The organism is Psychrobacter sp. AntiMn-1, assembly GCF_001854065.1.
GTDB classification, from domain to species: domain Bacteria; phylum Pseudomonadota; class Gammaproteobacteria; order Pseudomonadales; family Moraxellaceae; genus Psychrobacter; species Psychrobacter pacificensis.
The window spans coordinates 1,589,357-1,611,985 of record NZ_CP012969.1; the positions used below are offsets into that span (position 1 = coordinate 1,589,357).

The 22,629-nt window shown below is 45.4% G+C and carries 22 protein-coding genes and 1 pseudogene; 8 read left to right on the forward strand and 15 right to left on the reverse strand.

Translation table 11 applies throughout. The features are described 5' to 3' along the window. Positions 1-104: 104 nt before the first annotated feature. The 4 genes from AOT82_RS06665 to AOT82_RS06680 all read right to left on the reverse strand — a co-directional run bounded on the left by AOT82_RS06665 (position 105) and on the right by AOT82_RS06680 (position 3,501). Positions 105-836: an amino acid ABC transporter ATP-binding protein gene (locus AOT82_RS06665; RefSeq protein WP_071003697.1), complete on the reverse strand. Its 732-nt coding sequence runs from the start codon at positions 834-836 to the stop codon at positions 105-107. 174 nt (positions 837-1,010) lie between these two features. Further along, entirely contained in the window at positions 1,011-1,682 is a 672-nt protein-coding gene (locus AOT82_RS06670) for an ABC transporter permease subunit (protein ID WP_071002327.1), read from the reverse strand. Further along, a complete protein-coding gene (locus tag AOT82_RS06675) occupies positions 1,679-2,425 on the reverse strand; it encodes an amino acid ABC transporter permease (protein WP_071002328.1) in 747 nt (248 codons plus the stop codon). The genes AOT82_RS06670 and AOT82_RS06675 overlap by 4 nt, the downstream gene beginning before the upstream one ends. Before the next feature lie 89 nt (positions 2,426-2,514). Continuing rightward, positions 2,515-3,501 (reverse strand): glutamate/aspartate ABC transporter substrate-binding protein, encoded by a 987-nt coding sequence (locus AOT82_RS06680; protein WP_156770980.1) that lies wholly within the window; start codon positions 3,499-3,501, stop codon positions 2,515-2,517. Positions 3,502-3,908: 407 nt separating this feature from the next. Between AOT82_RS06680 and hslO the strand changes: the two genes are divergently transcribed. The 3 genes from hslO (at position 3,909) to AOT82_RS06695 (ending at position 5,881) form a co-directional block, all read left to right on the forward strand. Continuing rightward, positions 3,909-4,889, forward strand: coding sequence for an Hsp33 family molecular chaperone HslO (gene hslO, locus AOT82_RS06685; protein WP_071002330.1), 981 nt, complete (start codon positions 3,909-3,911; stop codon positions 4,887-4,889). Between the two features lie 104 nt (positions 4,890-4,993). Further along, a complete protein-coding gene (locus AOT82_RS06690) occupies positions 4,994-5,215 on the forward strand; it encodes a hypothetical protein (RefSeq protein WP_071002331.1) in 222 nt (73 codons plus the stop codon). 234 nt (positions 5,216-5,449) lie between these two features. Next, a complete protein-coding gene (locus AOT82_RS06695; protein ID WP_071002332.1) occupies positions 5,450-5,881 on the forward strand; it encodes a hypothetical protein in 432 nt (143 codons plus the stop codon). Positions 5,882-5,916: 35 nt separating this feature from the next. Here AOT82_RS06695 and AOT82_RS06700 read toward each other — a convergent pair whose 3' ends face one another. The 10 genes from AOT82_RS06700 to AOT82_RS06745 all read right to left on the reverse strand — a co-directional run bounded on the left by AOT82_RS06700 (position 5,917) and on the right by AOT82_RS06745 (position 17,526). Then, positions 5,917-7,410, reverse strand: coding sequence for an alpha/beta fold hydrolase (locus tag AOT82_RS06700; RefSeq protein ID WP_083328882.1), 1,494 nt, complete (start codon positions 7,408-7,410; stop codon positions 5,917-5,919). A 259-nt stretch (positions 7,411-7,669) separates the two neighbouring features. Beyond that, on the reverse strand, positions 7,670-9,895 hold the full coding sequence (locus AOT82_RS06705) for a PhoX family protein (RefSeq protein WP_071002333.1): 2,226 nt from the start codon (positions 9,893-9,895) through the stop codon (positions 7,670-7,672). Positions 9,896-10,178: 283 nt separating this feature from the next. Next, on the reverse strand, positions 10,179-10,895 hold the full coding sequence (locus tag AOT82_RS06710) for a fumarylacetoacetate hydrolase family protein (protein ID WP_083328883.1): 717 nt from the start codon (positions 10,893-10,895) through the stop codon (positions 10,179-10,181). Positions 10,896-11,000: 105 nt separating this feature from the next. Beyond that, entirely contained in the window at positions 11,001-11,726 is a 726-nt protein-coding gene (locus tag AOT82_RS06715) for an ABC transporter permease (protein WP_071002334.1), read from the reverse strand. Positions 11,727-11,738: 12 nt separating this feature from the next. Then, complete coding sequence (locus tag AOT82_RS06720; protein ID WP_071002335.1) at positions 11,739-12,473, reverse strand: ABC transporter permease; 735 nt, start codon at positions 12,471-12,473, stop codon at positions 11,739-11,741. A 449-nt stretch (positions 12,474-12,922) separates the two neighbouring features. Continuing rightward, a complete protein-coding gene (locus AOT82_RS06725) occupies positions 12,923-13,879 on the reverse strand; it encodes an ABC transporter substrate-binding protein (RefSeq protein WP_071002336.1) in 957 nt (318 codons plus the stop codon). 68 nt (positions 13,880-13,947) lie between these two features. Further along, positions 13,948-14,853 (reverse strand): transporter substrate-binding domain-containing protein, encoded by a 906-nt coding sequence (locus tag AOT82_RS06730; RefSeq protein ID WP_071002337.1) that lies wholly within the window; start codon positions 14,851-14,853, stop codon positions 13,948-13,950. Positions 14,854-14,982: 129 nt separating this feature from the next. Then, positions 14,983-15,783 (reverse strand): transporter substrate-binding domain-containing protein, encoded by an 801-nt coding sequence (locus AOT82_RS06735; protein WP_227517112.1) that lies wholly within the window; start codon positions 15,781-15,783, stop codon positions 14,983-14,985. Positions 15,784-16,084: 301 nt separating this feature from the next. Continuing rightward, positions 16,085-16,882 carry an ABC transporter ATP-binding protein gene (locus AOT82_RS06740; protein WP_071002339.1) on the reverse strand — a complete coding sequence of 266 codons (798 nt, stop codon included), beginning with the start codon at positions 16,880-16,882 and terminating at the stop codon, positions 16,085-16,087. 338 nt (positions 16,883-17,220) lie between these two features. After that, complete coding sequence (locus AOT82_RS06745) at positions 17,221-17,526, reverse strand: hypothetical protein (RefSeq protein WP_071002340.1); 306 nt, start codon at positions 17,524-17,526, stop codon at positions 17,221-17,223. 364 nt (positions 17,527-17,890) lie between these two features. On the opposite strand from AOT82_RS06745, the gene AOT82_RS06750 reads away from it, so the two are divergent. The 5 genes and pseudogenes from AOT82_RS06750 to AOT82_RS06770 all read left to right on the forward strand — a co-directional run bounded on the left by AOT82_RS06750 (position 17,891) and on the right by AOT82_RS06770 (position 21,982). Continuing rightward, positions 17,891-19,192: a glutamate-5-semialdehyde dehydrogenase gene (locus AOT82_RS06750; protein WP_071002341.1), complete on the forward strand. Its 1,302-nt coding sequence runs from the start codon at positions 17,891-17,893 to the stop codon at positions 19,190-19,192. A gap of 122 nt (positions 19,193-19,314) precedes the next feature. Then, positions 19,315-20,058, forward strand: a complete 744-nt coding sequence (locus tag AOT82_RS14225; protein WP_071002342.1) for a ribonuclease domain-containing protein — start codon at positions 19,315-19,317, stop codon at positions 20,056-20,058. Position 20,059: 1 nt separating this feature from the next. Continuing rightward, complete coding sequence (locus AOT82_RS06760; RefSeq protein ID WP_227517113.1) at positions 20,060-20,464, forward strand: barstar family protein; 405 nt, start codon at positions 20,060-20,062, stop codon at positions 20,462-20,464. Between the two features lie 33 nt (positions 20,465-20,497). Then, positions 20,498-21,103: pseudogene (locus tag AOT82_RS06765) on the forward strand (sodium/glutamate symporter); the annotation flags it as partial. A 180-nt stretch (positions 21,104-21,283) separates the two neighbouring features. Next, a complete protein-coding gene (locus AOT82_RS06770) occupies positions 21,284-21,982 on the forward strand; it encodes a ZIP family metal transporter (RefSeq protein ID WP_071002343.1) in 699 nt (232 codons plus the stop codon). A 175-nt stretch (positions 21,983-22,157) separates the two neighbouring features. Here the strand turns inward: AOT82_RS06770 and AOT82_RS06775 are convergent, their stop codons facing one another. Then, entirely contained in the window at positions 22,158-22,616 is a 459-nt protein-coding gene (locus tag AOT82_RS06775) for a hypothetical protein (protein ID WP_071002344.1), read from the reverse strand. Positions 22,617-22,629 lie beyond the last annotated feature (13 nt).

The window sequence follows — 22,629 nt, forward strand, 5'->3', positions numbered from 1 at the left end:
CAAATTGCTAGATTAACGCCCATAAAAAAGCGCCTATTAATAGACGCTCTTTATTGATGATTTCATTTATATTTTAAGCACTAGCGTAAATACAGCCAAGATGGTTAATGATTCAAAATCTTCGATAAGAACATCTGCGCACGATCGCTTTTTGCCCCTTCAAAGAATTCGTCTTTACTACAGTTCTCAACGATATGCCCTTCATCCATAAAGATAATGCGATTGGCAACCTGACTGGCAAAACCCATCTCATGGGTCACGCACATCATGGTCATGCCCTCACGCGCCAGCTCGACCATGACGTCAAGCACCTCTTGAATCATCTCAGGATCGAGCGCTGAGGTTGGCTCATCAAACAGCATCGCCACAGGATCCATGGCAAGCGCGCGTGCAATCGCCACACGCTGCTGCTGACCGCCAGAGAGCTCGGCTGGGTATTTTGCCGCTTGTACCGTCAGACCAACGCGGTCTAGATACGCCATGGCCTTTTGCTTCGCCTCACTTTCTTTACGCCCCAATACTTTGATTTGGGCAACCGTTAAATTATCAATAATGGTCAAATGCGGAAATAATTCAAAATGCTGAAACACCATTCCAACACGGCTACGTAGTTTAGGCAGATTTGTCTTTGAATCACCGACAGAGATGCCGTTGACCATGATCTCACCTTTTTGAAAAGGCTCAAGCCCATTAACGGTCTTAATCAGCGTCGATTTACCACTACCTGAAGGGCCACAAACGACGACCACATCCCCTTTATGCACGTGGGCAGTACAATCAGTTAGTACTTGAAAGTCGCCGTACCATTTGCTGACATTGGACATTTGAATGACCATTTCATCCGTCGCATGGCCATTGTTAGTCACCAGTCCACCAAAGGAATTTATGTATGTATCAGCATTGCTCATCACTGGCTCCTAACCACATTATTATCGATAACCGTCGTTTAAAAATTAAATCAAAATACCAAACCACAATCTTAACGCTCAAAATCCTAAGCGAGACATCTATTAAAACCGCAAGCGTTTTTGTAGCTGCTGCACGCCCATAGACGCACTTAAGCTAATCACAAAGTAGATAGCACCCGCCCCTAAGATATAAGGGGTAAGTAAGCCCATGAGCTCACCGCGGACGTAGGCGGCGCGGAAAAAATCCGTCAAACCAATAGCAAACACCAACGTCGTATCTTGGAATAAAATAATACACTGCTGCAAAATTAGCGGTAGCATTTTGCGAAAGGCTTGCGGCAAGATGACCAGACGCATGGTCTGCCCGTAAGTCATGCCAAGCGCTTTGGCAGCATTGACCTGACCGCTACCGATCGATTGAATACCTGCACGCACCACTTCTGAGAAGTAAGCGGCCTCAAACATCATGAAGGCCACCACACAAGAGGCAAAAGCGGCATTGATTTGTAGATACTTACCTGCTATCCAAAAATAAATCATCGGTACAGCAAAATAAAACCACAGTAGTACCAAGAGCAGCGGCACTGAGCGGAAATAGTTGACGTATAGCCTAGAAGGTACCTCAAGCGCTTTGATACCAGACAAGCGCATCAATGCTAGTATCGTGCCTAGGCTGATACCACCAATAATTGCCAAGAACAGCACTTTTAAGGTGGTGATCATACCGCCCATCAAACCAGGATAGGCTGTTGCCAATTCGGTCATCATACTCATTTCTGACCTCCCGCAATAAGCCCAGGCACACGCAATTTACGCTCGATAAGCCCCATCAGAGCAATCAATGATAAATTGAAAACGAGGTAAATAATCGTCGCGTAGGTATAAATCTCAATACTGTTCTGCGTGTATTCACTGATAGTTTTGGTTTGACTGATCAGTTCCATCACCCCGACCAAGGAAGCCACAGAGGCGTTTTTAAAACAGTTGGTCAGCTCCGAGCTAAGCGGCGGCAAGATAATACGAAAGGCTTGTGGTAGCAGCACTTCTTTGTAGACTTGCGGAATACTAAAACCCAGTGCATATGCGGCATTGGTCTGCCCATCAGGTAGGGATTCAATCCCTGTACGAACTTGCTCAACGATACGAGCAGCAGTAAATAAGCCAAGACCGATACTTGCCGATAGCATTGCTGAGGTATTCGGCGACAAGTCCTTATACCACCACTCCTGTATTGCTGGCGTCAGCCAGCCGGGTGCGATGTAAAACCAAAAAAACAATTGTACTAGCAGTGGAATATTGCGAAAGAATGTCACATAAGCCGTACCAATCGCTCGCGCCGTCTTGCTCGGCAGCGTGCGCATGATGCCTAAGATGGTACCGACGACCATGGCGATGGCCCATGCGATACTGCCGATCAATAGCAGCCAGCCAAGACCTGTAATCATCCAATGGATATAAAGCTCGTTACCGATACCAGTTTGCTCAAAGAGCACACCCCAGTTCCAGCTATAATTCATGGTTGTCTCTCCGAGCAGCGATTCATAAGCCTATAGGTCAGAAACATAATATCTGACCTATAGACAAGCCATATTGAGGGACAAAGAGCTTATTGAGCGGTCGCCGCTTTTGGCTGAGCACCGTCATGCGGATCGGCAATCAACGCTTTTAAGTTGTCAGACATCTCAAAGTTTAGATTGACGTTTTTCGGTGGGACTGGGTTCAAGAACCATTTGTCATAAATGCTATTGATTTCGCCTGAGCTAAAGACATTATTTAACGCTTCATTGACCACAGCTTTGAATTCAGGATCGTCTTTACGCATCATACAGCCATAAATCTCAAACGATTGTGGCTCACCAACGATAACCCATTCATCAGGATTTTTTGCTTTGGCTTTTTCGCCCGCGAGCAACACATCATCCATCATAAAGGCATCAGCACGACCATTTTCTAACATCAAAAAGGCTTCGCCGTGGTCTTTTGCTGAGATGATGTTCATATCCATTTTGTTGTCATCATTGTACTGACGGATATAACGCTCTGAGGTCGTACCTGCCGTGGTGACAAGGGTTTTACCTTTTAGGTCTTCAAAATTCTGAATACCAGAGTCTTTGTTGGTCAATAGACGCGTACCAATCTCAAAGAAACCATTAGAGAATGCCACCTGTTTTTGGCGCTCTTCGTTGTTGGTGGTTGAGCCACACTCAAAATCCACCGTGCCGTTTTGTACCAATGGGATACGCGTTTGTGAGGTGATTAAGTTATAACGGACGTTGAGATCTGGCATGTTTAGCTTTTGCTTAACGGCTTCAACGACTTTCATTTCTAAATCGTGGGCATAGCCGATAGGCTGATTAGGATCATCAGCGATATAAGAAAATGGAATAGAGGAGTCACGGTGACCGACGACGATGGTGCCAGAGTCTTTGATTTTTTGTAGCGTGCCGTTGGTATCCGTGGCAGCAGCTTCTGTCGTGGTGGCATCATCTGCAGCTGGCGCTTCGGCTGTGGTCTGGCTACTGTTGTTACAACCAACTAAGCCCAACGCCATAAAGGCCGCCAAAGTCAACGGTTTAGAAAATAAGTGGGTCATGGAATACATCCTTTTATCACAAGCTTTTAACACAAGATTGAATGAGTGCTTTGAAGACACGAGTCTGATTGACCGATCTCATTGCCCCGCATCCGTACAGTTGTTGCTGTTGTTTGTCACAATGCAACTCAATGTTACTGTACAACAAATTTGTGTTAGATGGTAAGTTTTTTTTGAAGGAGGTGATATTTTGGAATATATTTATTTTTTACCTAAAAGCCGCTGGTTCCCAATTACTGCATCACTATAGAAATAGACAGATAGCTGACTCATTCATACCTAGATTTGTCCCTCATTGGTACATATAATCAAGAAAACATTGTGACCATAATATTGTGGTTGCTACGATTGATAAATTGGCCATAGTCCCCATAAAGCTAACAACTTCTTAATACTACAAATGACTTATGACACAAGATACTCAAGTCCCTAACACGGACAGCCAAACTGCTGGCACTCATAGCGACAACGACATACGCCAACGTTTTTTTATTGAAGACTCGCCCGTGCGCGGCGATGTGGTGCGCCTATCACGCAGTTACGCCAGTACGATTGCGCAAAAGCCCTACCCTGAAGCCATCAAACGCTTATTGGGCGAGATGCTGACGGCAGCGAGTTTACTTATCAGTACCGTCAAAATTAACGGTCGTCTCTCTATCCAATTGCAGTCATCAGACAGCGATAGCTTGCTGAATTGGGCGATGGCAGAATGCGATCAAGACGGTATCATCCGTGCGCTTGCCAGCTGGAAAGGCGAGACGGACGAGCAAGTGCAGGCTTGGGACAATATGATCCATGCCAAAGATGCCTTTGCTGAGCTGGGTGCTATGGGACAAGGGGTATTGTTCATTAATATTCACCCTGAAGGTGGCGAAGCGTACCAAGGTATCGTTGAGCGTAGCCATGACAATCTGGCAGATTGCTTGGCGCATTATCAAAAGCAATCAGCACAGATTCCAACGCTCATTAACCTAGCATCTGATGGCTTGCAAGCGGGTGGTATCTTGGTACAGATGTTACCGCGTACTGCAGAAGAAACGTCTGAAGTTGAGCAAAACCAAGATGCAGGTATCGACGATGATCTATGGACACGTCTAAGCGTGTTGACGCGCACGGTCAAGGCAGAAGAGCTGACGACATTGGATGCCAATGAGATTCTGTATCGCTTGTATCACGAAGAAAACGTTGTCGCCCCTGAGCCTGTTCCCCTAACGTTTGGTTGCACGTGCTCACGCGAGAAATGTGAGATGGCCATCGAACAAATCGGCGAAGCAGAAGCGTTAGATATCGTCGAAGAGCAAGGCGGTACGTTTGAGATGGACTGCGGATTCTGCGGTGAAGTCTATAAATTCAACAAAGACGACGTAGCAGCGGTATTTGCTGAGTAGTTTTGCTTTGTCACCGTAAGCCATTGTTCATAAAAAAACCCTCAAGTGTGATGCTTGGGGGGTTTTTTGTTCTATACTAAGTCTTTAAAGTATGGGTAGTTGCTATGAGTAGTTTTTGGCAAGAATTGATTATCAATTTGGGTGGCAATGCTGTTTTAGGTGGGCTTATAATCTACCTCGGTAAAATTTACCTTGAAAGAATTGGACGAAAAGAGCAAGCAGCTATTGATGAGCGTTTAAAACGACTTGAACAAGATCATGAAAAACTACTCACTAAAAATGAGCATTTTCATCAAATATCACAGCAAACATATAGTCAATCCTAAATAAAACAGATACATTATATATCAAGGTGGAACTGGTCTAAATCTTCCTTGCGTGCTGTGCCTACGCTGCTCGATGCTGCGAAAAATTTATCCCAGTCCCACTGTATCGTTTTTATACTGAATTCACTATATTAAAAGTTATTTGATCGAAAAATAGCAGTTTATGATGAACTATTAAGCTTAACTATTACATTTGAAAAGCTAACTCACCCAAAATTTCCTAACTGGAATGAAATGACTACAGAAAGTAAGATAGGTCATTGGTTTTTAATGTCAGGGCTTTATACTGAGTTATCTACAACATATTTGGCTATAGATAAAAGCATTTCAAAAAATATTACGGTCATAAGCCCAGACCTTTCCAAAAAATTTCTAATTTGGCTTGTACATTACAGAACAGAATTTGATTTATATAATAAAGAAAATTTAGACAAAACTCTCAATATTATGGGAGAAGCCTTTTTATCGCAAGCTACCAACAATAATGGGCAAATCAAAAATCTTCTTGCAGAAAGTGAGAAAAATTCATATAAAGAAAAGACAGGGCTGCAAAATATTCAAGGTAACTTGCTTCTAAAGAATATAGACCAGTTAAATGAGGTTTTAGAGCAAATAAAAAGTGACTCCTTAAAGCTTAATAAGAAAATCAACCATACTTACCTTTAAAACTACTAATACATTTAATGCTAAATAACACCAGCTTACACCGCCACAGACAAACTTCTAGGGTAAGAATGTATGCGCGGACGTCCAGCATAGTCGCTTAGACCATTATCGAGCAGCCATTCAACGACTTGCTCACGCACTCGTCTGCTATAGATTAAGTTAAGATGATTGACGCCATAAAACACCGCTTTATGACCATCTGGTACAAACAACGCATGCTCGGCATCATCTTCACCTAACGCGGATGCGACCGATACCAAGCTGTCTCCTAGCAAATCCGTCATCTTAGATTCGTAATGTGTCTCAATCAATGCACTGGCGACAAAGTAAGTTTTGATACCACTTGGCAGGCGCGCAGGATGACGAAAGTCTTGTGGTAATACGCTGCGTCCCTCTAAGGCTTTCCAGTCAGCGTCACGAATACTGCCATGACGCAGATCAATGATACCCGCACTCCTCATATCACCGAGCTTTGCAAGTGAGCCTGCAAATGGCAACTTGGCGATGATGTCTTGCACATAATTACCGATACGCTCAAGCACTGCCCCATGATGCGGTGAACCTAAGGTGATGAGATTGCCCACGCGCTTTATCCAATCTAGGCGCTCTTGCTCACCATAAAACAGCGCACTGCGCGCCACCAAGCCGCCCATGCTATGACCCACCAAATCTATCTGAGTAATATTTGGGTTATTATCGACCACGTCCTGTAGTAATTGAGAGAATTTACGACCACTGCGTGAGATACGTCGACCTGTATTGTAATCTAAGTACAGAACGGTGGTATCAGGCTGGCTGATATGAATCGCCTCGCCCAGATTATTGCCTTCTTGCGACTGCCAGCTTAAGTGACTCATGCACAAGCCATGGCACAAAATGACAATCCGCCCTGATAGCCGCTCATTTTGGGGCTTGCCTTCTTTGGTGTATAACATCATCGGAATTGCGAGCGCATTTTGATTGTTGACCAGATGATCACCCATGACACCATTGATGACGTTGACCAGCTTTTTTAGTGAGTCAGGTAGTGGCTGAGCTGTTTTTTGCACGATGAAGTTTTTGTATATTCGTAGTACCGAGGCCAGATTGTTACCGACCATGAGCATGATATGACGTATCGTACCATAGGTGCGCCCAGTGAAACCGCGCTGCCATTTATTTAGGTGCTTATCATTGAACCGGCCTAAGGGACGCAAGATGACTTCACGATGAATGGACTCGACGATTTCAGTCATCTCAACCACTCCCATGGTCGCAAGCTGCGCCAACCCTTCAAAAAAATCCGCCAAAGAGACAGGGGTTTTGGTCGCTTCCTCATTGTCTTCTGCGTCTGCCAATAATTTGACCAGCTCATCCATATCGATGGCTTCGAGTTGATCTATCTGCTCATACAAATCACCATGCCGTGGCACGCTATCAGCTGAGAAAAAATGGGCATCAAGCTCATGGCGATTACGCGTATAACTGCTATCATTCTGAGCGCTACTGTCACTAATACGGTTGTTATAAAACAAATTTTGACTGCTCATAGTATTGGCACGTTTAGCGAAAAAGGGTGTTTTTCTATACTATCCTTTAACAGTCGCAAATAGAAGCGAATAATTTAGTTTTAGCGTTCGTTTGTGACCAAAAGAGATGTATGGATGATAAACGGTATCTTTATTATTGTTAAAGCATTAACTACTACATGCATCAAAAGAAAAAATCCCAAGCCGAAACTTGGGATTTTTATTTAGTGAATACGCCTTTCTGCCATTTCTACTATTTTGTCATCTAGCGCTTACCGAGCTATGCCGGACTGGCTGCCGACTCAAATGATTCCGCCAATATGACATCGCCGTCTTCTTTGGTAATCATGACTGTTGCTGAGCGCGGAGTACTACCGCCAGCGACCGCACCCCATGTATTACCTGGATGCTGAATGTTGATAAACAGTGTTTTGAAATCTGGTGTCATGGTAATACCGGTGACTTCGCAGCCTTCAGGGCCGACAAAGAAGCGTTTGATATTGTCGTTACTAGCCGGCATGCCAATGCGTGTTTGCTGTCCTGCTGACGTCGTGATGGTAGTACCATCGCTGACTTTGCCCGGTAATGCCGCAAGCAGCATACAGCTGGTAGTGTCGGTATACGCACCATCATCCGTTTGAATCCATAACACACCACGTGGATCAAAATACAAACCATCAGGAGAAGACAGATCATTGCTAGCACTTAACTGCGATAAATTCTCTGCGGACAAGTTACTTGGTGCACCAAACAGATAGATATCCCACTCAAAACTGGTTGCGGCATGATCGCCGCCCGTCTCTGCCCAGCGAATGATATGACCGTTGTCATTACCACTTGGTTTGCCATTGACTTGATAGCTACGCGGGTTAGCAGCTGATAAAGGTTGGTCCTCACGCACACCGCGATATTTATTGTTGGTCAATGTCACATAGACATCGCCCGTCATAGGACTGACCGATACCCATTCTGGTCGATCCATCTTGGTGGCGCCAGCGGCATCGCCAGCAGCGCGAGCATAGACCAGCACTTCATCTTGGCTATTAAATGGTAACGCACTATTGAAGGCATCTAGTCCATTTTGACCTTGAACAAGTGCTTTCCACTCACCGCTGCCATCTTCATTAAATATGGCAACATATAGCGTACCATCATTCAGGTATTTGTCACCAGCTTTGAGCCCGCCACCGATATCCGCATTTGACCACATCGCTTTGGAGACGAACTTATAAATATACTCGCCTCGAGCGTCATCACCCATATAAAATACCACAGGTTTGCCTTGCTTAACGGGTGCATAGGCACAGTTTTCATGGGCAAATCGACCCATGGCGGTACGTTTTTGCGGTGTAGAGTTTTGGTCAAACGGATCAATCTCAGTGATATAGCCAAAGGTATTGAAACCATTACGATAATCATCAGCAGCACTAGCACCAACAGCGGTCATATCCCAACGTGAAAACTCGTCTGTGATGATGGCGTCTTTGGCGTCAGGCGTGTGCCATAGATATCGAGAGCCTGGAGAGTTTTCTGGTGCACCGTAACGCTCGCGACCATAGTTATCACTGGCGCTTAACTGACTGGCATCTTGTCCGCGCGCAAACACACCCAAGAAGTTCTCTTCTGTGGTCAGGTAAGTGCCCCAAGGTGACAAGCCTGCACCGCAGTTATTATTAATGCCGCGCGTCTGAAAACCTGTTGGGTCAAACTTGGTTTTGACCAAATCAGAACCTGCCACAGGGCCTGCCAACTGTGCGGTCGTACTACTGGTGATGCGTCGATTGTATTTGGAGTTTGGCACCATCTCATAGCCCATGCCATTTGCGCGGCGCTTCATCTCAACCACGGCCACACCATGGCAGTTGACTTCACGGCGCACATCGCTGGCAAGGCGGCGGCGTTGGAATAAAGGCGCAGCATCTTTATCTTCGATGACATAATAGCCAAACGGGCTTAGCTCCTCACTATTGACGTATTCGTGATTCATAACCAGTAGGCCATTCTCTGAGGCTTTGGCATCGTAGGCATTACCGTTTTTGCCAAAAAACCACATGCCATCATGGTTATCGCCCATGCGCCATTCAAATGATTCTGCCGACTGCTCACGATTGTCTTTCCAGTCGTCAAGGCCAGGCATCAGCGGTGTGCCAAGCGGCAGTATCATCTCTGCCTTGTAACCTTCTGCCACCGTCATCGTCTCAGCAGTTGAGTGCGCTACGGCCTTAAACTTTAAGGTTTCAGGACGCTTCAAATCACCCTGCGCCGGAATAGCAGCATCATTGCCATCTTCGATAATAGGACTGCTGATATTGTCATCGTCATCACTACAACCAACCAAAGGTAGCGCGCCAAAAAATGCTGCTGCCGTCAACCCTGTACCACCTTTTAGAATACTACGGCGATTCAGACGGCGATTAATAACTGTCTGAAAATCAGTATTATTAGTAGGGTTTGAATCTTCAACGATTTCGTGAGCAAGCTTTAGTTCTTTATTCAATAATGTCATTATCAGTCACCTTGCTATTGGGCTAGATTGGCGGAGAGTGGGTCGCGGCGTCACATTACAACCACAAAAATACGAATTCCGCTTAAGTCTACTGACTCTTTATGACAGCACGCTGAACGATAGATGACAAACTCATGACAAATAACTGTACAAACAATTATTGAGAGATATAAGTATTAAAAAATTTTGAAAAAATATATAAAGTCTAAAAAATAAAAGCCCCAAGCAATGGCTCAAGGCTTTTTGATATTTATGACGACTAGTACTGGTTCATTTAGCAAGCTTACTTCACTTGTGTTACCCATTCATGAGCACCCAATGTTAGTTTGAGCTTATCGCCTGCTTGTAGTACACCCACGCCGCTTGGTGTGCCAGTCATAATCACATCACCTGCCTGTAAGCTAAAAGCATGGCTGATGTTGACCAGCAGCTCATAGACAGGGAACAGCATCAAAGCACTATCACCGTCTTGCGCCAGCTTATCATTGATGGTGAGCTGATAATGTACATTCTGAAGATTGCCAAAGGCTTGTGGGTCGATCCAGTCAGCAAGCACACAGGCCCCATCAAAACACTTGGCACGCTCCCATGGATGACCTTTTTCTTTAAGGGTGCTCTGCAAATCACGCAAGGTCAAATCCAGCCCCAAGGTCACCCCGCCAATCGCCTGCTGTGCCTCTTCAATCGTTGCCATCGACAGGTCAGCTGACAGCTGAATACATAGCTCAGCCTCGTAATGCGTCCCGCCAAATATCTCTGGATTGGGACGGATCACATCATGGCGAGTAGATACCACAGAAGAGGCGGGCTTCATAAACAATATGGGTGATGATGGCACCTCATTGCCGAGCTCCTCTGCATGCGCCGCATAGTTACGCCCCACGCAGACGACTTTGCCAATAGAGCTACGCAGACGCTCATTGTGGTTATCAATGCTCTGTTCTTCATTGACACCAGCGGTGATGGCATTTGCTAATGACATATGTGGCGATTGACTCATACGAGACTCTCCCTATAAATGATAAATATTTTTCAGCAATCCCTACTATATTGTCTACCGTCACCTTTATTGTCATCTTGGCGACCATTCATGACCAGTGACTCTCTATGGAATCGTGTTGGTCACCACATCTGGTGGCACATAGCTGGCGTGTCGGTTCATACGTTTTTCAAACAGTCTAAAGCTAAACAAGATAACCCATGACAGCACAAGATAAACGATACCCGCGGCAAAGAACAGCTCCATCAGCGTATAGGTACGCGCACTGATCGTACGAGCCACCCCCGTAATATCCATCAACGCGATGGTCGATGCGAGCGCACTGCCCTTTAGCATAAAGATAACTTCATTACTGTAGGCTGGGATCACAATACCAAACGCACGCGGCAACGTTACACGTGTCAGCTTCTGCCATTTTGACATGCCAAGCGCATCGGCCGCCTCAAGCTCACCGACAGGTATCGTCTGAATCGCACCGCGTATAATCTCTGCCAGATATGCACTGGTATTTAGGGTAAAGGCGATGATCGCACACCAGTATGCTTGACTGAGCACCGGCTCCCATAAAAACGACTCACGCACCGCCCCGAACTGACCAAGACCATAGTAAATCAGGAATATCTGCACCAGCAGCGGCGTACCGCGGAAAAAGAAAATATAAAGAAATGGCAATATCTGTACTAACCAGCTCTTCGACAAGCGCAGCAGCGCTAGAATCAAACCAAAAAACAATCCGACAATACCTGAGATCACGACCAGCTGTATAGTCAGTACCGCACCGCCCAGTAAATCAGGTATATGATCAAAAATGACCTGCCAATTCCAATCCATAGTATCTCTCCTCTATCCTATGGTCGATTGACTGTGAGTGGATTGACGGCTTATCTTTTTGGCATAGCGTGCCGCTGGATTGGCGCGCCACTCAAGCCACATCATAAAGCCAGTAATCAACATGGTCAGACCCAAATAAATAATCGCGGCTGCCATATAAAAGGTAAACGGCTGCTGTGTTGACTGCGCAGCACGCGACGACTGATACATGATGTCTTTGAGACCCACCACAGACACCAGCGCCGTGTCTTTGAGCAGTACCAAAAATAAATTGCCCAAACCTGGTAATGCAATCTGCCATACTTGCGGCAACGTAATGCGATAAAAGGTCTGAAAAGGACGCATACCAATCGCTTGCGACGCTTCTCGTTGCCCTATCGGAATCTCTTGAATCGACATGCGAAAAATCTCAGTCGCATACGCCCCAAACGCGATCGACAGCGCCATAACACCGCCCCAAAAAGCGCTAATCTCGACATAGTCGTTGTAGCCGAACTTTTTGAGGATGCTCATCAATAAGATTGAGCCGCCATAATAAATAAAGAGCACCAATAGCAACTCAGGAATACCACGCATCGTCGCAGTATAGACAGTCGCAAGCTTACGCAACAACCAGATATTGGACATCTTTGCGGTTGCGCCGAGCAAGCCTAAGGCCAGACCAATGATTAAACTGGTCACGGCAAGCTGTATGGTGACGGTAGCGCCGCTTAATAAAAGCGCGCCAAATCCTTGTAAGTCAAACACGATTATCCACTCAGTCTCTTTATATTAGCAATTTGCAAAATATGAGTTAAAAGAATCAGCATCAATAGCTGAACGCAGTCCATCACCGTATTTTATACCACCTTAATACAGATGGTCGTCGTCAAAAAAAATGACGTCAGAGCAATACGGTTGGCGCTGCGATAATTGACACAGTAGAAATGAGCGCTGATTTTATCATATTCGCTCGCCGTGATGTTAATCCTGACGCGTAAAAGCTGTGTCTAAACCGTACTTAAACAGACACTTGGGCAAATACGCGTGAAACGAACTGACTAAATTTGAGTAAAGCGAATGGTGAATAACGATGACTATGCCATGACCATACGATACGTTTATGGAATAATAAAAAAGGACATCACCATCATGGCAATATCCTTTTATTAATCAAAACAATATTTTTGACTGCTATCTTTAACTACTGTTAGCTATTAACTAACGTTTTCTGTCGCTGGTTGCTTGCTAATATCTGCATCTGTATCTTCGCCTGTATTTGCGTCCTCATTAACTGTACTCGTTGCAGATACTGGCACCGCAAAGTACTTTTGATTGATTTTATCGTAAGTACCGTTGGCTTTAATATTGGCTAAAGATTGATTGATCTTTGCTTGTAGCGGATCGCCTGGGCGTACTGCTATTGCAAAGTTATCATTGATATCAATCTCGTCGCCTTTTAGTGCATATTTACTACCAGCAGGAGAGCTCAGCCACTCTATCGCAGGCAACTTATCAGAGATCATCGCATCGACGCGGTTTGATCCTAGATCCAAAAACGCATTGCTCAGCGTATCATAAAGCTTCATGTCAGCGTTTGGATACTTGTCTTCGAACCACTGTGATGAGATGGTCGAGCGCTGCGCGGCAATCGAGTGAGCGTCGATGTCGCTTTGGTTACTAGGGTCAAAACTGCTGTCTTTTTTGGCCAAAAAAACCAAGGTATTGCTAAAGTATGGATCAGTGAAGCTAACCTGCTCTGCACGCTCTGGCGTAACGGACATCGCCGCGACAATCGCATCATACTTACCGGCTTTTAGACCAGGAATAATACCGTCCCAATCTTGCGCCATAATCTCACAAGTCACCTGCATATCGGCACAGATGGCATTGGCTATCTCAACGTCAAAACCACCCAGTGTCCCATCCGCATTGGTATAGTTAAAAGGTGCATACGCCCCTTCCGTACCAATACGAAGTACGTCATCCTTAGTTGCCTTTGTTTCGGTCGTATCAGAACTGGTATCGGCCGCATTCTCTTGGCTATTGCTACAGCCAGAGATGGTAAAAATAGTCGCCAGTGCGAGCAATGGCACAGATAGACGACTGCTCGTCATAGCGCTAATAATAGATTTGCCAGTCGTAGCACGGACTGGAACACAGTGATTGCTCATGATCATCCTTGGGTTTTCTTGGGTAAACAACACTTTTCAAAATAACGGTCTATGCAGAAGACGTCGTCTTAGTTCGTTGCCGCTTCAGCTGGTGCGTCTTCTTCAACGACTATGACTTCATCAACGCCATCAGTCACGACTGCTTTTTGTGCCGCAGCGGTCGAGCTGGTACCAAAGTAACTGCCTGTGATTTGATCATAAGTGCCGTTGTCTTTTAGCTCAGCCAATGCCGCATTAAATTTAGCAACCAATGGATCGCCTTTACGGAATGCAATACCCATTGCATCGTCGTCGCTGCTGATTTCTTGACCTTTAATCTCGTAGCCGCTACCCGCTTCTGTTTTTAGCCAATCAGTGCCAGTGACTTTATCAGACATCATACCGCGCACACGACCTGAGGTTAGATCTAAATAGGCATTGTCTTGAGTATCATATAGCTTGATATCAGCATCCGCGTGCTCGTCCTGTAGATACTGTGAGGCCACGGTAGAGCGCTGTGAAGCGATTGGTTGACCTTTGAGCGAATCGATGCTGATATCGTCGCCTTTTTTACCAATCAAGATGATACCACTATGGAAGTAAGGGTCACTGAAGTCGACCACTTCTTTACGTTCAGGGGTGATTGACATACCAGCGATGGCGGCATCAAATTTCTGTGCGTTAAGCCCTGGAATCAAACCATCCCAATCTTGAGAAATGACTTCACATTCTGCTTTCATTTGTGCACATAATGCGTCAACCAACTCAATCTCGTAGCCGATCAGTTTGCCATCAGCATCTGTGTAGCTAAAAGGCTTGTAGCTTGATTCTGTCGCGATTTTGATGTTCATAGGTGCTTCAGACGCGGTATCAGCTTCAGCGCTTTCTGCTGGTGCTGAGCTGTTGTTACAACCTGCTAGCATTAGCATCGCGGCGCTGAATGGCGCAATCCACAAGGCTTTTTTGCTCATTGATGATGTTATTGAAAGTGTCATACCTATTATTCCTTAATATAGTTACCAGCCATATCGTCACTTATTACGTGCTGCTTGATGCCTTATTGAGCGACACTTACTCAGTACTTGTCAGTGGCGCGCGTATTCGCAGCAATCTTTAGTGAGTCATTATTGACCAAAGTTTTGCTGCTCAAGACGGGCAAGCTCACCATTACTACGGATCTCGCTCAATGCTTTATCAAATTCCGCTTTGAGTCCATCACCTTTACGCACGGCAATAGCAATATTGTCATCATTATCAATCTCATCACCAACGATACCGAAGCCTTCTTTATTGTCAGCGAGCCATGATTTGGCAGAGACTTTTTCGGCCAATACTGCATCGCTACGACCAGACTTTAGATCCAAGTAGGCATTGTCGTAGTTGTCATATAGCTGAACGGTATTGCCATCTTTGCCTTCGTAGTTATCTTGTAGATAAGCGCCTGGCGTGGTAGAACGCTGTCCACCAAGCGTGACATTTTGGATCGCCATTGGATCAAAGCTGCCATCAGTGTTGGTGAGCCATACCATCGTATTGGCAAAATACGGTTCGCTGAAATCGACTTTTTCTTGGCGCTCAGCAGTGATTGACATACCTGCGATAACGGCATCATATTTTTGTGCCAATAGACCCGGGATAATACCGTCCCAATCCTGCGCTACGATTTCACAGTTGGCTTGCATCTGCTCACACAAGGCATTGGCAACATCGACATCAAAACCGCTCAAGCTACCATCAGCATTGGTATAGTTAAACGGAGGATAAGCGCCTTCGGTTGCAATGCGGATGGTTTTGCCAGTCGTTTCTGCGGCAGGTGCATCGGCATTGGCTTCGGTAGTTTCATCGGCAGGTTGGCTACAAGCGCTTAGCATGAGCGCAGCAGAGACGGTCATCGATGACCAAAATAGACGAGCGTTCGACATCATATGTTCCTTAAATTCTGATGGGTATGGATATGGGGTTCTGATACTTTGTTCTCTGACGTCCCTGACAGACAAGCAATATAGATAGCAGAATAATGGACAGCCGTTAAAATTGACCGACTATAAACCTTTTGATAATACCTGAGTAAAAAATCAAAAACAAACGTTTTGCATACTCACCGTGACTATTGGGCAATAAAGGATAAACAATAGTTACGGTATAGTGATTTTTATATTTAATAGGATTCGATGGCGGTAAAGTCGGTAGGGCGCTACCACCATCTGATTTATAGCTTGGACAGGATTAGTGCGGACGATGCGAGGCCATAAAATCTTTGACGCGCTCGGAGGTAGGATTGTCAAAGACTTGCTCAGGTGTGCCGATCTCCTCAACCACCCCTTGGTGCAGGAAGACCACTTTGCTTGATACTTCACGGGCAAAGCGCATTTCATGAGTGACGATCAGCATAGTGCGACCCTCTTCTGCCAGCTCTCGCATCACAGCCAGTACTTCATTGACCAACTCAGGGTCTAGCGCCGAGGTTGGCTCATCAAATAATAGCACTTGCGGCTGCATGGCAAGCGCGCGCGCAATGGCAACCCGCTGACGCTGACCACCAGATAAGTTCGCTGGATAAGCGTCTTTTTTATCGAGCAAACCGACTTTGTCGAGCAGTTTTTCGGCATCACTGATCGCTTGGGCTTTTTTGATCTTGAGAACCTGCGTTGGCCCCTCAATAATGTTTTGTAGGATCGTCTTATGTGGCCACAAATTAAAGTTTTGGAAGACGAACCCAACGCGAGCACGCAAGCTCTCTAACTGCTTCACATCCGCCGCTTGCAGCTCACCTGATCTGGCAGGTTTTAGCATCAGCTCTTCGTTACCGATCAGGATACGACCTTGATTGGGATTTTCGAGCAAGTTAATACAGCGCAGCAATGTCGATTTACCTGAGCCAGATGAGCCCAAAATAGAGATGACATCACCATCATAGGCCGTCAGAGACACTCCCTTGAGCACCTCTAATGAGCCATAACTTTTATGGATGTCTTGTAAGTCTAGGGCGATAGGCCGAGTTGGTTTTTTTGCAGTATCAAGCATGGTTCAGCAGACTTCCAATAAATATGAGTGAAAACACGAATAAAAATAAATAAGAGCCGTATATATAGTATAAGTATCTATAGCATTATTATGCTAATGCTACGCCTGAGCAGGCCAAGAGAAAAATGCCATATTGTCTCTTATTACACAGTAAAAAGGCAAATCTTGTGTTTAACCAGTCAGTTAATCAGTACTGGATAACTGACTGGCACAAAAAAGCCCAGACCATATTTATCGCTCTGGGCTTTATTTTATCACTTTCGCGTGCCAGGCGTTGTTTTATCTGATAATGCTATATTGACCAACACACTATCATAGCGTTTGGCGCGCCATAAAACTTAGTACGTCGATACATGCTCTGAATCTTCGGTGCCATCCAGTACTTCTGCATCATCTGCGGTTGCCACAGCCACATCATCCCCTGTACTGACAGCCATACCGTCATCGGCGCTAGCAACGGCGATGTCATCAGAGCTACTCGCAGTTGCGGTTGCATTCTCTTCAACGCTGGTTTGAGCGTCAACGCTTGTATCCGCTTGCGTCTCCATTGGTGTCTCGTCTTTGCTACAAGCACTGAGCGCAAGCACCCCTGCAACCAAGCCAACCGTCATCCAGTTTTTGTATGTCGTGTTTTTAATCGTCATCGTTATTCTCCATTACTTGTCATATGATTCAGCGTCATTTATTGATAGTGCCGTTTTCTTAGTGCCTACTATACTGATGATACATCGCAGCTACCTTAGTATTTACAGCGCAGTTCTGTTAAAGGCACGTAAACACAGCTCACAAAATATTTGAAGCAACCCTTTGTAAAGTCACTTTGATGCTTTGTAAAGCGGGTTCTGTTCACAAAATCATCTTTACTATCGCCGCAATCTCCTCTATGTTAAATAGCATAATGACCTATGGACCGCTAAATAGGCATTCAAAACTGATTTTTTGCTAAATTTTCGCCTTTTTAGGCGCTTTTATTTATATAAAACTGATATCACATAAGGAGAATAATTGATGAGTCAAGCAAATACGACGGATATTACCACCTACATGCAGTCTGTTGGCAAGCAAGCCAGAGCCGCTTCTCGTGCGCTCGCGGCAGCCAACACAGGCGACAAAAACTCAGCACTCATGGCCATTCATGATGAGCTAGTCAATGCCAAGCCAGATATTTTGGCAGCCAATAAAATCGATATGGACAACGGTCACAAAAACGAGCTTGATAGCGCTCTGCTCGATCGCTTGGAATTAAACGAAGCACGATTCAACGCTATGCTCCAAGGCCTAAAAGACGTGGCGAGCCTGCCTGATCCAATCGGCGAAGTGACGGATATGACTTATCAGCCATCAGGGATTCATTTGGGCAAAATGCGTGTGCCACTGGGCGTCGTTGGCATGATTTATGAATCGCGTCCTAACGTAACCTTAGAAGCTGCTTCACTGGCACTAAAATCAGGCAACGCCATCATCTTACGCGGTGGCTCTGAAGCGTTTGAATCCAATCAAGCGATTGCCAAATGCATCATAAAAGGTCTCAGTCAGACGGATCTCTCTGAGCACAGCGTTCAAGTATTGCAAACGACCGATCGAGCTGCCGTTGGTGAGCTGATCACCATGACTGAATATGTGGACGTCATCGTACCGCGTGGCGGCAAAGGTCTGATTGAGCGTATTAGCAACGACGCCCGCGTCCCTGTGATCAAGCATCTAGATGGTAACTGCCATACCTTTATCGATAGCGATGCGGATCCTGAGATTGCCATCAAAGTCAGTGTCAATGCCAAAACCCATCGTTATGGTACGTGCAACACGATGGAGACGCTGCTGATTGATGCCTCTATCGCCAAAGATTTATTACCAAAGATTGCCACTGCCATTATCGAGGCCGATGATGCCATGCAACTGCGTGTTGACGAAAGTGCTGAGAGTATCTTGGCCGATGTGATCACCTTAAACGGTCACTTGTCTGCTGCTACCTCTGAGGACTGGGATACAGAATATCTTGCCCCTATTCTTGCGGTAAAAGTCGTCGACGGTATCGATGAGGCGATTGAACATATCAATACACATGGCAGCCATCATACCGATGTCATCATCACGGACAACTATACCAAGTCGCAACGCTTCATTCGTGAAGTGGACTCAGCAAGCGTGATGATTAACGCTTCTAGCCGTTTTGCTGATGGCTTTGAATATGGTCTTGGTGCTGAGATTGGTATTTCAACGGACAAAATCCATGCGCGTGGCCCAGTGGGTCTTGAAGGACTGACCTCGCAAAAATGGATCGTCTATGGTCATGGTGAAGTACGTGCATAACTAAATCTGTATTCATGATTGAATCGAGCGTTTGAGAACGTCGGCCATTGTGCTGGCGTTTTTTTATGATAATCATAGCTATCTATATTACGGACATCTAAACAATAAGGAGCGGTGCCACCATGCAAAGCGGCAAGATTAAACATTGGAATCACGAAAAAGGCTATGGCTTTATCGATGTCGATGATCAAGATGAAGACGTGTTTTTTCATATTAGCAAAGTAAGTTTGGCGGAGCCGATAGCGGTTGGTCGACGTGTCTATTTCACGAGTAGTCGTAATGATAAAAACCAATTGCGTGCCACCAAAGTGACGTCAGCCGTACTCAGCATTGAACCAGATACTGCACCAAATACACCAAGGCAGATGCCCAATAATAGCAAACGAGATAATCACAGCCGGCCCTCAAATCGCAACCATCAAAACACTCGTCAAAATAGCTCTCGCAACAAGAGAAGCCTAGGCAGTACCCTATTTAGCCTCATTGCCATTATCGCTGTCGCTGTCTACTTCTTTGGCGATTTAGGCTCGACGTTATCTCAGTATACGTCTGACAATACCAGTCAAGTCGCCACAACTGACACAGCGACCACTAGCATCACAGGCGATGCACAAGTCGATAAGACGATTGCGCTGATTCAACAAGGCGGGCCATACCCTTATCCCAATAAGGACGGCACGACGTTTTATAACCGTGAAGGCAGACTGCCAGCACAATCGCAAGGCTATTACCGTGAATACACCGTACCCACCCCTGGCGTCTCCCATCGCGGTGCAAGGCGTATCGTCACAGGTGGTCGCCCGCCCACTGTTTATTACTTAACCGTCGATCATTATGACAGTTTTCAAAAGCTTGAGGTACCCTAATATGAAACCAAAGGATATTAGTCAAAAAGCCATGAATCAGAAAGATACGAGCCAAGCCATCCACTATGTCAGTCAAGACCCCATTAACCAAAACGGTACAGCGCTATCTGCCGTCATTCCTACTCAGGCTGTTACCATACCTGCGTGTGACACACTGGACAAAACCACGCTATTGACGAGTCTGGCGCGTGCCTGCCACTTCCCCAGCTATTTTTCACACAATTGGGACAGTGCATGGGACTGTCTGACAGACAGCGATGTGCAGCACTTAGTGCTTGATTTGACGGTAATAAAAAAGATAAACACCGAAGACTTCACTATTTTTAAAAGCATTATCGAAGATGCTTATAGCGACTTTGGTAAGCCGCAACTGTGGATTATTGTGCCCTTTAAGAATGACACTTAACGGTAAAAAAATGACGAGGAGACTGCAGGGAGTAATAAAGACATCTTTGAGAGACCCGATAGCATGCGCTTTATCACGGCATCCTCTACTATCGAGACATTAGCGCTATTTGCAGGGGCATTGGCTTTTGCCGATGGGATGACGCTCGTGGCTGAGGGCACATGGTTTGAGCTACCGACGTTTGTCTGGGCACTGGCAGGAGGCGTTATCATTCGCAATGTGTTAACGATGGTCTTCAATTTTGAGATGTTTGATCGCTCGATTGATGTACTTGGTAATGCGTCTTTGATTCTGTTTTTGGCAATGGCGTTACTGTCATTGAAGCTTTGGCAGTTGACGGATTTGGCAGGGCCTGTATTGGTCATATTGATCGTACAGACCATCATCATGATTATCTACGTCTACCTCATTACCTTTAAAGTCATGGGCAAAGACTATGACGCGGCAGTACTCTCAGCAGGACATTGCGGTTTTGGTATGGGAGCTACCCCGACAGCGATTGCCAATATGCAAGCAGTCACGGATCGCTATCTCCCCTCGCCGAAAGCCTTCTTAATCGTGCCAATGGTAGGTGCGTTCTTTGTCGATATCGTCAATGCCACGATATTGCAAATATTCACCAAGTTGCCGTTTATGTAATACTGCTTATGTAATACTACGTCTGAGCGTATTTAAACCGTGATTAATCTTGAGGAGATTGCATGAGTCACATCACGTGATAGCATTATTATCAAATACGATGTGATCTCACCGCCATTCGTCGTATCAATAGACATTACTCAGAATTATTAAAACTTATTAAAAGTATCGAGGCATTTTATGTTGGTATTTGCCATTATTCTTGTGGTTTCAGGCGCACTCATTATTGGTGCATTATGGGGTCTATACGGCTATATGCCTGACTGGATACAAGGCAATCTGCTTGCGCTGGCAGGTGGTGCACTCGTGATCTCAGTGGTACTTGAGATGATTCAACCTGCGATTGGCGAGAGTGGTTTGTGGACGACTGTCGCCTTTACCGTGTTAGGCGCAGTGGTCTTTACGGGTATTGACTATCTGATTGATGAAAAAATGCAAAACAAAGGCGGGGCAGGTTTGCTTGCTGCTATTACGCTTGATGGTATCCCAGAAAACTTAGCGCTTGGCGTCGCGCTGATTGGTGGTAACGCTTTACAAGTCGCGGCACTAGCAGGGTCTATTTTATTATCAAACCTCCCAGAAGCCGCAGGCGGTGCCAAACAAATGCGCGATGGTGGTAGCAGTCACAAAAAAATACTCATGCTATGGATTGGTGCAGCTATTTTATTATCATTAGCAGCTATTATTGGCAAAATGCTTCTCAAAGATGTCGATGATGCAGTAATTAGTGCAATTGACTGTTTTGCCGCAGGGGCGGTGATTGCTTCATTAGCGACAGAAGTTTTTCCTTCTGCATTTAAAGATGGCAACCATTGGGCGGGTATCAGCACTGCTATTGGTTTGGTGCTGGCATTAGGACTCAATCAACTCGGTGGCTGAGATTATAAATATTCGTAGGGTTTAAATTTGCCCCTTATTGCATGAGCATGCTCTTATCGCACAATTATTTGAATGAATAAAACCGCCCAGCAATAATGTTGGGCGGTTTTTATTTATCTGACATTCGGTTCAAATATGTCTAGGTGCGGCGTCATGCAGCAACATGATCGACTCACTAAAGCGTAAACCCAATCACATTGAGCTTGTTCTCTTCTGCAAACTTAAATAACTCGTGAACGTGATTTAAATTCTCACGAAATGTATTCAAACCTTCTTGACTCTCTGCTTCGTGGTAGCCGATATCGTGTACCAATTTTTTTAAGTCTGTCGCGGCAAACGCTTTGACGATCTCAGGTACGACGGCCACATTGTATAATAAACCGTCATGCTGCTCATGCAGCGGGGTGCTATTGTTTGCCAAAAACAACAAATCGCACAAGGCATAATGCCCCTCTCCCAATAACTCAACCAGTTCTTCCGTATAATGTTCAAGAGACGCTTGTCTCACATCTAAGTATTGGTTGTCGCGATTTTCTCTTAGCTCATCCAGTGTCATATCACCAACAAGTATGCTGGTTAAATTTTCCTCGCGAACACTACAAAAGCAAAATGACATAGTTGTTGAAATAGACATCGTATCTTCCTTA

Bases quoted from the DNA above. Each gene is read 5' to 3' on its own strand.
- AOT82_RS06710 (WP_083328883.1), bottom strand. From the start codon at position 10,895: ATGAGTCAATCGCCACATATGTCATTAGCAAATGCCATCACCGCTGGT.
- AOT82_RS06750 (WP_071002341.1), top strand. From the start codon at position 17,891: ATGAGTCAAGCAAATACGACGGATATTACCACCTACATGCAGTCTGTT.
- AOT82_RS06730 (WP_071002337.1), bottom strand. From the start codon at position 14,853: ATGACACTTTCAATAACATCATCAATGAGCAAAAAAGCCTTGTGGATT.
- AOT82_RS06670 (WP_071002327.1), bottom strand. From the start codon at position 1,682: ATGAGTATGATGACCGAATTGGCAACAGCCTATCCTGGTTTGATGGGC.
- AOT82_RS06740 (WP_071002339.1), bottom strand. From the start codon at position 16,882: ATGCTTGATACTGCAAAAAAACCAACTCGGCCTATCGCCCTAGACTTA.
- AOT82_RS06695 (WP_071002332.1), top strand. From the start codon at position 5,450: ATGACTACAGAAAGTAAGATAGGTCATTGGTTTTTAATGTCAGGGCTT.
- AOT82_RS06705 (WP_071002333.1), bottom strand. From the start codon at position 9,895: ATGACATTATTGAATAAAGAACTAAAGCTTGCTCACGAAATCGTTGAA.
- AOT82_RS06715 (WP_071002334.1), bottom strand. From the start codon at position 11,726: ATGGATTGGAATTGGCAGGTCATTTTTGATCATATACCTGATTTACTG.
- AOT82_RS06745 (WP_071002340.1), bottom strand. From the start codon at position 17,526: ATGACGATTAAAAACACGACATACAAAAACTGGATGACGGTTGGCTTG.
- AOT82_RS06665 (WP_071003697.1), bottom strand. From the start codon at position 836: ATGGTCATTCAAATGTCCAATGTCAGCAAATGGTACGGCGACTTTCAA.
- AOT82_RS06770 (WP_071002343.1), top strand. From the start codon at position 21,284: ATGTTGGTATTTGCCATTATTCTTGTGGTTTCAGGCGCACTCATTATT.
- AOT82_RS14225 (WP_071002342.1), top strand. From the start codon at position 19,315: ATGCAAAGCGGCAAGATTAAACATTGGAATCACGAAAAAGGCTATGGC.
- AOT82_RS06775 (WP_071002344.1), bottom strand. From the start codon at position 22,616: ATGTCTATTTCAACAACTATGTCATTTTGCTTTTGTAGTGTTCGCGAG.
- AOT82_RS06675 (WP_071002328.1), bottom strand. From the start codon at position 2,425: ATGAATTATAGCTGGAACTGGGGTGTGCTCTTTGAGCAAACTGGTATC.
- hslO (WP_071002330.1), top strand. From the start codon at position 3,909: ATGACACAAGATACTCAAGTCCCTAACACGGACAGCCAAACTGCTGGC.
- AOT82_RS06735 (WP_227517112.1), bottom strand. From the start codon at position 15,783: ATGATGTCGAACGCTCGTCTATTTTGGTCATCGATGACCGTCTCTGCT.
- AOT82_RS06760 (WP_227517113.1), top strand. From the start codon at position 20,060: ATGAAACCAAAGGATATTAGTCAAAAAGCCATGAATCAGAAAGATACG.
- AOT82_RS06700 (WP_083328882.1), bottom strand. From the start codon at position 7,410: ATGAGCAGTCAAAATTTGTTTTATAACAACCGTATTAGTGACAGTAGC.
- AOT82_RS06725 (WP_071002336.1), bottom strand. From the start codon at position 13,879: ATGAGCAATCACTGTGTTCCAGTCCGTGCTACGACTGGCAAATCTATT.
- AOT82_RS06690 (WP_071002331.1), top strand. From the start codon at position 4,994: ATGAGTAGTTTTTGGCAAGAATTGATTATCAATTTGGGTGGCAATGCT.
- AOT82_RS06680 (WP_156770980.1), bottom strand. From the start codon at position 3,501: ATGACCCACTTATTTTCTAAACCGTTGACTTTGGCGGCCTTTATGGCG.